This window comes from Nocardia sp. NPDC058519 (assembly GCF_042719755.1).
Lineage (GTDB): Bacteria > Actinomycetota > Actinomycetes > Mycobacteriales > Mycobacteriaceae > Nocardia.
In genome coordinates, this window is sequence record NZ_JBHXNK010000028.1 from 89,427 (window position 1) to 100,768 (window position 11,342).

General features: G+C 67.4%; 15 protein-coding genes. 10 read left to right on the plus strand and 5 right to left on the minus strand.

Going from position 1 to position 11,342, the window contains the following annotated elements; all coding sequences use genetic code 11:
• The first annotated feature begins 44 nt into the window (after positions 1 to 44).
• Positions 45 to 1,421 carry a hypothetical protein gene (locus tag ACFWPK_RS26700; RefSeq protein ID WP_378920248.1) on the plus strand — a complete coding sequence of 459 codons (1,377 nt, stop codon included), beginning with the start codon at positions 45 to 47 and terminating at the stop codon, positions 1,419 to 1,421.
• Positions 1,422 to 1,499: 78 nt separating this feature from the next.
• Here the strand turns inward: ACFWPK_RS26700 and ACFWPK_RS26705 are convergent, their stop codons facing one another.
• The 3 genes from ACFWPK_RS26705 to ACFWPK_RS26715 form a co-directional block, all read right to left on the minus strand.
• Entirely contained in the window at positions 1,500 to 2,201 is a 702-nt protein-coding gene (locus ACFWPK_RS26705; protein WP_378920250.1) for a PhzF family phenazine biosynthesis protein, read from the minus strand.
• 147 nt (positions 2,202 to 2,348) lie between these two features.
• Positions 2,349 to 2,888 (minus strand): carboxymuconolactone decarboxylase family protein, encoded by a 540-nt coding sequence (locus ACFWPK_RS26710; protein WP_378905620.1) that lies wholly within the window; start codon positions 2,886 to 2,888, stop codon positions 2,349 to 2,351.
• A 43-nt stretch (positions 2,889 to 2,931) separates the two neighbouring features.
• The gene (locus ACFWPK_RS26715) at positions 2,932 to 3,519 is read right to left on the minus strand and encodes a peroxiredoxin (RefSeq protein WP_378920252.1); all 588 of its coding nucleotides are present in this window, start codon (positions 3,517 to 3,519) and stop codon (positions 2,932 to 2,934) included.
• A gap of 79 nt (positions 3,520 to 3,598) precedes the next feature.
• On the opposite strand from ACFWPK_RS26715, the gene ACFWPK_RS26720 reads away from it, so the two are divergent.
• From ACFWPK_RS26720 to ACFWPK_RS26730, 3 genes are all read left to right on the plus strand, one after another.
• Positions 3,599 to 4,507 (plus strand): LysR substrate-binding domain-containing protein, encoded by a 909-nt coding sequence (locus ACFWPK_RS26720; protein ID WP_378920254.1) that lies wholly within the window; start codon positions 3,599 to 3,601, stop codon positions 4,505 to 4,507.
• 106 nt (positions 4,508 to 4,613) lie between these two features.
• A complete protein-coding gene (locus ACFWPK_RS26725; protein WP_378920256.1) occupies positions 4,614 to 4,856 on the plus strand; it encodes a hypothetical protein in 243 nt (80 codons plus the stop codon).
• A gap of 67 nt (positions 4,857 to 4,923) precedes the next feature.
• Entirely contained in the window at positions 4,924 to 5,577 is a 654-nt protein-coding gene (locus ACFWPK_RS26730) for a serine protease (protein ID WP_378920258.1), read from the plus strand.
• A gap of 9 nt (positions 5,578 to 5,586) precedes the next feature.
• On the opposite strand, the gene ACFWPK_RS26735 is transcribed toward ACFWPK_RS26730, so the two are convergent.
• Positions 5,587 to 6,675 carry a helix-turn-helix transcriptional regulator gene (locus ACFWPK_RS26735; protein ID WP_378920260.1) on the minus strand — a complete coding sequence of 363 codons (1,089 nt, stop codon included), beginning with the start codon at positions 6,673 to 6,675 and terminating at the stop codon, positions 5,587 to 5,589.
• A 187-nt stretch (positions 6,676 to 6,862) separates the two neighbouring features.
• Between ACFWPK_RS26735 and ACFWPK_RS26740 the strand changes: the two genes are divergently transcribed.
• The 6 genes from ACFWPK_RS26740 (at position 6,863) to ACFWPK_RS26765 (ending at position 10,554) form a co-directional block, all read left to right on the plus strand.
• On the plus strand, positions 6,863 to 7,465 hold the full coding sequence (locus tag ACFWPK_RS26740) for a biotin transporter BioY (protein ID WP_378920262.1): 603 nt from the start codon (positions 6,863 to 6,865) through the stop codon (positions 7,463 to 7,465).
• Positions 7,462 to 8,142, plus strand: a complete 681-nt coding sequence (locus ACFWPK_RS26745) for an energy-coupling factor ABC transporter ATP-binding protein (protein ID WP_378920264.1) — start codon at positions 7,462 to 7,464, stop codon at positions 8,140 to 8,142. The genes ACFWPK_RS26740 and ACFWPK_RS26745 overlap by 4 nt, the downstream gene beginning before the upstream one ends.
• The gene (locus ACFWPK_RS26750) at positions 8,139 to 8,741 is read left to right on the plus strand and encodes an energy-coupling factor transporter transmembrane component T family protein (protein WP_378920266.1); all 603 of its coding nucleotides are present in this window, start codon (positions 8,139 to 8,141) and stop codon (positions 8,739 to 8,741) included. The genes ACFWPK_RS26745 and ACFWPK_RS26750 overlap by 4 nt, the downstream gene beginning before the upstream one ends.
• Before the next feature lie 57 nt (positions 8,742 to 8,798).
• Positions 8,799 to 9,389 (plus strand): TetR family transcriptional regulator C-terminal domain-containing protein, encoded by a 591-nt coding sequence (locus ACFWPK_RS26755; protein WP_378920268.1) that lies wholly within the window; start codon positions 8,799 to 8,801, stop codon positions 9,387 to 9,389.
• Between the two features lie 115 nt (positions 9,390 to 9,504).
• Positions 9,505 to 10,245 carry an SDR family NAD(P)-dependent oxidoreductase gene (locus ACFWPK_RS26760; protein ID WP_378920270.1) on the plus strand — a complete coding sequence of 247 codons (741 nt, stop codon included), beginning with the start codon at positions 9,505 to 9,507 and terminating at the stop codon, positions 10,243 to 10,245.
• A gap of 96 nt (positions 10,246 to 10,341) precedes the next feature.
• On the plus strand, positions 10,342 to 10,554 hold the full coding sequence (locus ACFWPK_RS26765) for a 4-oxalocrotonate tautomerase family protein (RefSeq protein WP_378920272.1): 213 nt from the start codon (positions 10,342 to 10,344) through the stop codon (positions 10,552 to 10,554).
• A 39-nt stretch (positions 10,555 to 10,593) separates the two neighbouring features.
• Here ACFWPK_RS26765 and ACFWPK_RS26770 read toward each other — a convergent pair whose 3' ends face one another.
• A complete protein-coding gene (locus ACFWPK_RS26770; protein ID WP_378920274.1) occupies positions 10,594 to 11,154 on the minus strand; it encodes a hypothetical protein in 561 nt (186 codons plus the stop codon).
• Between the last annotated feature and the right edge of the window lie 188 nt (positions 11,155 to 11,342).

The following is an 11,342-nucleotide window of genomic DNA, read 5'->3' on the forward strand; positions in this document are numbered from 1 at the left end:
CCGCTTGCGCTGCGAATTGCCTTAGTGCGGGCAGGAATTCGACGATGAGCGGGCAGCGCGGTCCCCAACCGCCGCCGGGGCTCCGCGGCGGCGGTACGCGGATCCCCGCGATCGTCTCCGGCGCCGACGATCGCGAGGAGATGCGCGCGCTCTACCGCGCCACCGGCGCCGCCGCGTTCGGGTTGGCACTGCGGGTGCTGCACCGTCGCGGCGCGGCCGAAGATGTTGTCCGCGAGGGATATCGGCGCGCGAGAGCGGCGCAATGGATCGTCGACGAGGACGACACCGACCGGGAATCCGCTGCCCGCCCGGCCGAATCCGCCGATGACACGGTGATGGGCCCGCCGTCGCGTCCCGGTCCGGACCTCGGGACGCCGTGGGGTCGTTCGGCATTCGTCGCGACCGAACAGCGATCCGATCTGGCCCCGCACACCTACGGTTCGATGGACGTGGCGTTCGGTCGCGGGGTCGTCTATACCAACGACGGTTCCCGCCGGTCCGATCACGAGGGCACCGACCACGTCGATGTCGGCTCGCGTGCCGGACTCGACCACCTCGGCGCCGACTACCCGGACCATGAGGGCACCGATGGCGCAGGCCCCGGCCTCCGTCTTCCCGCCGCGGACCACGCAGAAGCCGGCCGTGGTCACCCCAGCCCCGGCAATGCCGGTACAGACCGGCTCGGCACGGACCGATGGGGCTTCGGCACGGATCGACCGGGCGCGGGACATCCCGGCATCGACACCGAACGTCCGGGTGTGGACCATCCCGGCGCAGCCCCTACCCAGATCGACCTCGGCAGCCCGGCGTTCACCCCCGACCAGTCCTGGCTGCTGGCCCAGATCCATCGCCTCGCGGTCCAGCGCCTGCGCCTGGATCGCCGCGGCGGCGACGACATGCCTTGGCTCGCGGCCGCGGCCAGGCTCGGCTTCGACGACCCACTCGACAGCCACTGCGAGATCTTCGTCCTCGCCTACTACGGCGGCCGCACCTACCGCGCCATCGGCCGCGAACTGGGCCTGCGCGTGCCGATGGTCACGAGACTGCTGGCCGAGAGCATCGAACGGCTCGCCGAGCAGCGGATCGACCAGTGGACGGCCGGCCAGTCGTGGTGCCCGCCCGGCTCGGTGCTGTCCCTGGCCGACGCCTACGCGCTCGACGCGGTCGCCGAGCTCGAACATCACCACATCGAGAACAAACTCACCGCCACCACCGCGAACAGCCTGTCGCAGTTCGCCACCCGCGTCCGCGGTGTGCACGAAGTGCTCGCGCTGCTGGCCGCCGACGATCAGCACACCCCGCCCCGCGCGCTCGAAACCCGCATCCTCGCCGACCTGGGTACGGCCGCGCCGCAGCGGCGCGGCCAGTGGACGGCCAGACCACCCTGGCTGCGCCGGTTCGGCGGTCAACCGGACGGTTAGGCGTACCTCCGCCTTCGTTCCGGCCGTGCGCAGTTGAGGAACGCTGTCGCGTCTGCGCCCATCACGCGGCTGCGCCGATCAGAGCACCACCACGTGATCTTCGGCGACCCGCCCGCCGAGGCGAACCCACCCGTCGGAGTCCCACTCGGTGTAGAGCTGCGAGCCCTGCCCCTGCGTGATGATCAGCCCGCGACGCAACTGCCCGGTGAGCGCGACCGCCGCTGCGCCGGTCGCCTCGTCCTCGGCGATGCCCATCGCGGGAGCGAACATCCTGGCCCGCAGCGCGCCGCGCGACTCGTCGGTCCACGCCCAGAAGAAATGCTGGCCCTCGGTGAAGTCGCCGGGCGACAATGCCGCCAGCGCCTCGGCCGACTCCAGTTGCTGGAAGGCGAATTTCGGTGCCCACTCGGCGCGCGCGGTGATCCAGGTCAGGCCGTCGGTCCGGGTGACGGCCACCGGGCCCGCGGGCACCTGCAAAGTGTGCACCGGCGTGCGCTGGACATCCAGCCACCACGCGGTGCCGACGGTGGGATGCCCGGCGAAGGGCAACTCGACGGCGGGTGTGTAGATGCGGACGTCGGCGACGCCGTCGACGGGATCGGAGACCACCGTGGTCTCGCTGAATCCCAGCCGCGCCGCCAGCTCCTGCTTGTCGAGGGCGACAACATCGCCCGCCCTGGCGATGCCGAGCGCGTTGCCGAGATTTCCGGCCGGATCGGTGAACACTCGGACGACCTCGACCTGGATGTTCGGGGCATCGGGCACATCATGTGCGTTCATGATCGCGAGCCTACCGGGACGCTGAGCGGCGCCGACCGAACCGTGAGCCCCGGACGTGTCCCCTCCTCACGGCAGCGGCCCCGACCCGGAATCCGGATCGGGGCCGCCCGAACGCCTCGTAAGCAGGCGCGAAGCCGATGTCTCGAATCAGACGGCGGCCGAGGCCAGCGCCTCGGTCGACGCCACCGCCTGGCCGACACCGGCGACGATCGCCGCGGCCCGCAGCGACTCGAAGATCACCTCGCGCGAGACACCCGCCTCACGCAGCGTCTTCTCGTGCGCTTCGAGGCAGTGCGCGCAGCCGTTGATCGAGGAGACCGCGAACGACCACAGCTCGAAATCGGCCTTGTCGACACCGGGGTTGCCGATGATGTTCATCCGCAGACCCGCCCGCAGGTCGTCGTAGCGACCGTCCAGGAACGCCTTACCGCGGTAGAACACGTTATTCATGCCCATGATCGACGCGGCACCGAGCGCGGCGTCGTACGCCTCGGCCGAGAGCACGTCGGCGGCCTCTTCGGCGATCTCGCGCAGGGTGGTCGCCGACCGGGTGGCGGCGGCCGAAGCGAGCAGGGTGCCCCACAGCTGCTGCTCGTTGAGCACCGTGGTGCGGGCCAGCGAGGACAGATTGAGCTTGAGGTCCTTGGCGTACTCGGGAAGAGAGTTCTTCAGGTTCTCGATGCTCATGACAGTGGGGCTCCTCTGGGGTGTTTCGGTGGGGAAGGGTGAATCAGACGCTGGCCGAAAGGAGTTCGCCCGCGTCGATGGTCGGGTCGCCCTTCTTCCAGTTGCAGGCGCACAGCTCGTCGGACTGCAGGGCGTCGAGCACGCGCAGCACCTCGTCGACATTGCGGCCGACCGAACCGGCGGTCACCGAGACGAACTGCACCTCGTTGTTCGGGTCGACGATGAAGGTGGCGCGATCGGCGACCCCGTCGGCGTTGAGAACGCCGGTGGCAGCGGCAAGTTCACGCTTGAGGTCCGACAGGATCGGGAAGGGCAGGGTCTTGAGATCCTCGTGCTGGGCACGCCACTGGAAGTGCACGAACTCGTTGTCGACCGAGGCGCCGAGTACCTGCGCGTCACGATCGGCGAACTCCTCGTTCAGCTTGCCGAACGCGGCGATCTCGGTCGGGCACACGAAGGTGAAATCCTTGGGCCAGAAGAACACGATGCGCCACTTGCCCGCGTGGTCGTCGCTGGTGATCTGGGTGAAGTAATCGTCGGGCTGCTGCGCGTCGACCTTGGAGAGATCGCCTCCGATGACGGCCTTGAGGTTGTATGCCGGGAACTGGTCGCCGATGGTCAGCAGAGCCATGCTTCGTCTCCTCATTCGTGGGTGGTTGATGTCAACCTACTGAAAGGTAAAGCCGATTGCTGGTCGTACACTGATAGGTGTGAGTGATCAGACTTATCAGCCAACCCTGTCGCAGCTGCGTGCGTTCGTGGCCGTCGCCGAATACCGGCATTTCGGCACCGCCGCAGCGCGTTTGACTGTGAGTCAACCCACGTTATCGCAGGCACTGGCATCACTGGAAAACGGACTCGGGCTCCAATTGATCGAGCGCAGCACCCGCCGCGTGCTGGTCACCGCGGCCGGGATGCGGCTGCTGCCGCAAGCCAGGGCGACGCTGGAAGCCGCCGATCGATTCGTCGCCTCGGCGACCGGCGACACCCTCGGCGGCACGCTGCGCCTCGGCATCATCCCGACCGTCGCGCCGTATGTGCTGCCCGAGTTGCTGCCCGAATTACGCCGCAAACTGCCCGGGGTGGTGCCCCAGGTGATCGAGGACCAGACCTCGCGGCTGCTCGACGGCCTGCGCACCGGTGTGCTCGATGTGGCGGTGCTCGCGCTGCCGAGCGAAGCGAGCGGCCTGGTCGAGATCCCGCTCTACAGCGAGGAGTTCGTCCTGGTCACTCCGCGCGGGCACGACCTGGCCGGGCGTACCGACCTGGCCGCGCCCGCGCTCGCCGACCTGCCACTGCTGCTGCTCGACGAGGGGCACTGTCTGCGTGATCAGACCCTTGACCTGTGCCGCTCGGTCGACGTGCAGCCCGGGACGGTCGGCGACACGCGCGCCGCGTCGCTGACCACCGTGGTGCAATGTGTGGCGGGCGGGCTCGGCGTGACACTCATCCCGGAGATGGCCGTGGCCGCCGAGACCGCGCGCGCGAATCTGGACACCGCGCGCTTCGCCGACCCCGCCCCCGGCCGCACGATCGGGCTCGCATATCGAGGGTCATCCGCGCGGGCCGCGGACTACGAATACCTCGCAGCGGTCATCCGATCCAAGCGCCCTTTCTGATCTCATCTGTTCGAACGACGAAATTCCCGACCGCCGGTGCTGTTCTTGAAAGCGGTGACGATCCCGACTCGGGACCGACACGACTCGTAGTCAGACAGTCGAAGGAATGGTCATGTACAAGATTCGTTCAACCATCGCGGTGCTCGCATGTGCGCCGCTGATCGCATTAGGTGCCGGCGTAGCCGGCGCAGCACCCGCGGCGGATCCTGCCCCAGCCCCCGTCGCACCGGTTCCTGTTCAGGTCGAGCCCGTCGTGTTGTCGCCGTTCATCACCATCCCCGGCGCTTTCCTGGCGTGTCTTCCGGTCCTGGTGACAGTGCCGTTCCTCTACCCGGTATGCGTGGTCTGACACGCCGATGCCAGCAACCAAGAGGAGTAATCGAGGCACTCCCGCACCACAGTGCGGGAGTGTCCCTATGGCTTGGGGTCGATGGTGGCAGATCGCCGCCGCATTGCTGCTGATGTGGGCGACAGTCGGGACAGCGCAGGCGGCTGCCCCGGTGACCCTCGGTGGCGGATCCGGCATCATCTTCGATGACGGGTCGACCTGCACACTCACCACCATCGGCTTCGACGGATCGGGTCAGCTGGTCGGCTTCACCGCGGGACACTGCGCGGTGGCCGGAGCCGGAGTATCCGCGGAAGCTGATCAAGAGGCCGGGTCCGTCGGCACCGTCGCGTTCACCAGTACCGACCTCGACTACGCGGTCATCCGCTTCGACGCCGGTCTGGTCAACCCGGTGAACTACGTCGGCTCGACCTCGATCACCGGTGTCGGACTGCCCGCGCAGTTCCCGGCCGTCGCCTGCAAGGAAGGACGAACCACCGGGCAGACCTGTGGTTTGGTCTACGGCGATGTTTTCGGCGGGGCCAATTGGACGCTGACACAGATCTGCGTGATCGTCGGTGATTCCGGCGCGCCCGTGGTGGTCGGATCTACCCTCGTCGCCATTGTCAACGGCTACGTCGCGGTGCCGTGTATCGGCCCGCAAGTGGGCGCGAATTTCACCAGAATTCTCGACGATGTGAATTCCCGCGGCGGCGCTGGGGTGGGATTCCACCCGATTTAATATCGAATATCACTGCGCCGAAATCGCGGTGGTCGATAATAACCGGACCAATTCGGCCTGCCGGTGTGTTTTCGTCTTGGCGAAAATGTGCTGCAAATGAGTCCGGGCGGTATATACCGACACGGAGAGTTCATCGGCGACGGCGGGGAGTCCGTCGCCGCGCAGGACGCACAGTGCGACCGATACCTCCGCGTCGGTCAAACCGTAGAGCTCGTGCAGCACAGCCGGATCCGGTGTCGGTTCATGATCCGGATCGGTGATCGCCACGAGCGCGGCTCTCGGCCACAGCCCGTTGCCGGAGTGCGTGTCCAGCGCGGAGATCCGCAGGATCAGCGACCGCTTGCCCGAAGGACGGGCCACGGCCACGTTCCCGCCGCCGAACTCCGAGTCGGTGGCCTCGTCGATCAACTGGCGCAGCCGGTCCTGCACCTGTGCGGAGTGGGCCCGTAGATGTCCGAACGAGTCCACCGTCAACCCGTCGGACTCCCGCGCGATGCGCTCGGCCGCGGCGTTGGCGAACACCAGCGCGGTGTCGGCGGTGACGATCATGATGCCGTGGTGGGCCTTCGTCAGGGCAGCGAGCGCGAACGCCCGTTCCCGCGCCATGCCGACCAGCTTCGCGCGAGTGTGTAGCGCGGCGCGCAGGTGCGGGACGAGCACTCGCAGCAGTACCGGACCGCCGGGCTGGTCGATGATCGCGCCGTGGTCGGGCATCGTCAGACACAGCCACGACGACGGCAGATCGCCGGTGAGCCGAGCGACGAAACTGTTGGCCAGGCCGTTCGCCCGCACCGCCGCGGTGCCGCCGCCGTTTCCACACCCGAACAGTTCCTCACCGGTCGCGGTGGCACCGACCGGCAGCCGATTCACGCGTACGGCGCCCGCGTCGAGTTGCTTGCGCACCTCGGCGGCGGTGATCGCGCCCGCGGAATTGACCTCGACGCCGCCGTGGGCAGGGTCGGCGATCACGAGAAAACCGTGCATCGCGTCGAAGGTATCGGTGATCTCGCGAACCACTCCATCCCAGCGGTCCGGTTCGGTGCCTGCGGTATGTATTTCGGCGATCAAGTTCGAAAAGCGTTGTAGCGCAATCGACATGACTGGCCTTCCTCGGGCACTGATCGCGCGCACGATGTTTCCGTACGGCGGGGCCTTCCGAGTGGTACCAACCCTCCCATCGTAGTCGATCGACGGCGGGCACAACATCGGTCCACAGTCTCGTTCCGGTTGCGGCAGCGGCCTGATCACCTGCTATTTTGAACGTTGTTCAATTCTGTTGTGAAGGATGTTTGCCGTGTCTGAAGTCGAGAAGAACGCGAAGCCGGTGACCGGGTTCGCCGCACGGGACATGGCGCAGATCGCGGTGTTCGCGGCGCTGATCGCCGCCCTCGGCCTGCCGGGTGCGATCACCGTCGGGTTCAGCGGGGTACCGATCACGCTGCAGACGCTCGGGGTAATCCTCACCGGCGCGATCCTGGGCGCCCGCAAGGGCACTGCCGCGGTGGCGGTGTTCATCGCGCTGACCATGATCGGGCTGCCGCTGCTGTCGGGTGGCCGCACCGGACTCACCGCGCTGGCGTCGCCGACGGCCGGCTACCTGATCGGCTGGATTCCGGCGACGCTGGTCATCGGGTTGCTGACCGCGATGATCCTGCCGAAGTATCCGATCGTGCTCGGCCTGCTGATCAATGCCCTCGGCGGCATCGTGATCATCTACCTGTTCGGCACCGCGGGACTGCTGGTGCGCACCGATCTCAGCCCGTGGGCGGCGGTGTCGACCAACTTCGCGTTCGTGCCCGGCGATCTGGCCAAGGTCGTGATCGCCACGGTCGTGGCGAAGGGTGTGCATCGCGCCTATCCCGGGCTGATCCGTTCCGCGACGTCGTGAGCGAGATCGTCGTCAGCTCGGTCGGGCACCGTTTCGGTGAGCGGACCGTGCTGCGCGATATCGACCTGCGGATCACCGAACGCCGGGTCGGATTCATCGGCGCCAACGGGTCGGGCAAATCGACGCTGGCCCGCATGCTCAACGGACTGCTCAAGCCCTCCACCGGCACCGTCACCGTCGACGGACTCGACGTCGCCCGCAAGGGCGCGCAGGTGCGGCGCAAGGTCGGCTTCGTGTTCACCGATCCCGACACCCAGATCGTGATGCCGACGGTCGCCGAGGACCTCGCGTTCTCGCTGCGCCGCAGCGACCTGAGCAAGGCTGAGATCGCGGCACGGGTGCGGCGAATGCTCGACCGCTTCGGCCTCGCCGCCCACACCGACCATCCGGCACACCTGCTCTCCGGCGGCCAGAAACAGCTACTGGCCATCGGTTCCGCGCTGATCCGCGAGCCCGAGGTGATCGTGGCCGACGAACCGACCACGCTGCTCGATCTGCGCAACGCGCGGCGGGTTTCGCAGGCGCTGAACTCCCTCGACCAGCAGGTGATCGTGGTGACCCACCAGCTCGGACTGCTCGACGGATTCGATCGAGTCGTGGTGCTGGACAACGGTTGCGTCGTGTTCGACGGCCCCCCGGTGGCGGCGATCGACGCGTATCGGCAACTGATCGAATGATCGGCCTGTACTGCCCCGGCGACTCGCTGCTGCACCGGATGCCGGCGGGAGTGAAGCTGGCGCTGTTGCTGGTCTCGATCCTGGCGTTGACGGTGTTCGTCCGCGGCCCGCTCGGAGTGCTGGTCGCGGTGGCGCTGGTAGTCGGCCTGTTCGCGCTGGCCCGTATCTCCTGGCGGGTGGCCTTCGCTCAGGTGCGCCCGGTGCTGTGGATGACCGCGATCATCGGAGTGTTCCAGCTACTCACCACTTCGCCGATGCGGGCCGTTGTGGTGTGCGGGGTGTTGCTCGTTTCGGTCGCTCTCGCCGCCCTGGTCACGGTGACCACGCGCGTGACCGACATGCTCGACGCCCTGACCCGCGCGCTCGGACCGCTTCGTCGTGCCGGGGTGAACCCGGAGCGGGTGGGTCTGCTGCTCGCCCTGGCGATTCGGTGCGTTCCCTTGCTGGCACAGATCGTCCACGATGTCGGTGAGGCGCGGCGAGCGCGCGGGGTGTCATGGTCGGCGACCGCACTGGTCACGCCGGTATTGGTGCGGGCGTTGCGGACCGCCGACGCGATGGGGGAGGCCCTTGCGGCTCGTGGAGTCGACGACGACTGAGCACGTGTGAGAATCGGCTCTTGCCATTCCTAGACGACCGGTCGTATAGTTTCTCGCATGGCACGACCACGGCGCAGCGACGACACGCGAGCTCTCCTCATAGAGGAGGGCGCCGTCGGCCTGCTGTCGCAGGGCTACCACGGCACCGGCATCAAGCAGGTGCTCGACAAAGTCGGCGTGCCGAAAGGGTCGTTCTACAACTACTTCGACAGCAAGGAGAGCTTCGCGCAGGCGATCATCGAGCATCATTCGCTGTGCGTGCAGCGCAACCTCGCCGCCGCCTTCGATACGGCGCCGGACCCGCTCAGTGGCATCCGCGCCTTCTTCGCGACCATGACCGAGGATTTCGTCACCGCCGAATACACCGGCGGCTGTCTGATCGCCAACCTCGGCGCGGAACTGGAAGGCAGTGAGCTGCTGCGGAATTCGCTGTCGACTGCCTGGGCGGCGTGGCGTGACGGCGTGGCCACCGCGCTGGGTGAGGCGCAGGCGCAGGGTACTGTCCGCGCCGATATCGACGCCGTGGATCTGGCGGATCTACTCCTCGAATCCTGGGAGGGTGCGGTGATCCGGATGAAGATCGACCGCACCGTCGAGCCGCTCGACAAGTGTCTGCGCCGACTGCTCGACGACTACTTCCGGCCGTAACCCCGTCGGCGCCGGTCCGGTGCCGATTCGACCAGCATCGCCGGCCTACGGGTCGGTCTCCTTTCGGTCGCCATTTCAAGACGACCGGTCGTATATCATTCGAAAGGATCAGTTCATGTCCACAGCGAAGACGGTCGTCGTGACCGGTGGTTCCAGCGGCATCGGGCGTGATGTCGCTCGTGCGCTCGTCGCCCGGGGTGACAATGTCGTCCTTGGCGGGCGCGACGCCGACAAGCTCGCCGAGGTCGCCGCCGAACTGGCCGCGCCCGAACGGGTGGCCACCGTGGTCGGTGACATCGCCTCGCCCGCAACGGGTTCGGCATACGTGCGTACCGCGCTCGATCGGTTCGGCCGGGTCGACGCGCTGATCAACAGCGCGGGCGTCTTCGGTGCCACGCCGTTCGTCGACGTCACCGAGGACGAACTCGATCGCTACCTCGGCGGCAACCTCAAGGGCACCTATTTCACCACCCAGGCCGTCGTTCGACAGCTGCTCGCCCAGGGTGCGGGCGGCAGCATCGTCAATATCGGCACGGTTCTGATCGACCACGCGCTGGCCGGTCTGCCCGCCTCGGCCGCGCTCATCAGCAAGGGTGGCGTGCACGCGCTCACCACCAGCTTGGCCGCCGAATTCGCCTCCGCCGGAATCCGGGTGAACGCGGTGGCTCCCGGCATCATCCGCACCCCGCTCTTCGGTGACGGCGACGAGCGCGCCTCGGGTGCGCTGGCGCTGCTGAACCGGATCGGCGAGGTCGCCGACACCACCGCGGCCGTGCTGTATCTCACCGACGCCGAGTTCGTCACCGGCCACATCCTGCCCGTCGACGGTGGGTTCATTTCCGGTCGATCCGCCTGAGTCGACGAAAACTGCTCCTACCCAGCGGAGTCGGGTGCGCAGCTGCCCGACCGCCGGTCATCCTGTGAAAGCTGTACCCATCGAAAGGACACGCTCATGCCGTACGTGAACATCAAGGTCACCGACGAAAACGTCACCACGGAACAGAAGTCGCGGCTCATCGAGGGCGTCACCGATCTGCTCTTCGAGGTACTCGGCAAGAACCCCGACAGCACCTACGTCGTGATCGACGAAGTGCCGCTGACGGATTGGGGCGTCGGTGGAGTGAACGTCGCCGAGTATCGCGCCCGTCGAGCCGCCACGGAGTGAGTCGTCGGCACTGTCACCGAGCGAGAGCGCGGGGCCGACTCACAGTGGACCGTCGAACTCGATCGAGGCGTCCAGGGCGAACCAGCCCATGGATGTCAGTTTCGCACCGCGCTTGAAGTAGCTGGGTCCCAGCCACAGACCCGGCTCTATCTCGCGCAACTCGTCGTAGATCCGGTGGGCGGGACCGGGCTTTCCGGCTCGGAGATCGTCGTAGTCCAATCGCACGGCCGCGCGGCCGTCGACCGAGGATGCGCCGACCGTTGCCACGAAGTTCAGCGCCCGCATACCGCCGAGCAGGCGGAAGATGTTGTGCCCGAATGCCATCCCGCCGTCCACGTGACGAAAGGACTTACCGACCCAGAAGTAGGCGGGACGGTCCATCAGCGGTCCGAGCAACCGGGTGCCGGTCGCGGGGAAGGACCGCATCACCAGGTCGCCGGTCAGTCGGCCGAAATCGGATGCTGTCGTCTCCGGCGCCGCGGTGAACAACTCCGTGAACGTGGCGATCCCCTTCGTGGACAGGGCATCGAGGCGGGGACGTTGGTCGGATGGTCGGTGGACCGGCATCAGACCGTTCCCGGACAACGGTGTCGGCTTCATGGGCGGACTCGATTCTGTCGTAACTCGGTCTTCGCATGGTGCCAAGTCGCGGCGCGCCCCGGTGCCGGTTTCGCCGGACCCATGACAGCGGGCCGGGACGCATCACGCGTCCCCGCCCCCAGGCGGGGGAGATTACGACCGGTCGCGCCGGGCGTACGGCGCGATCGCGCCCCGCGCCAGTGCCCGCG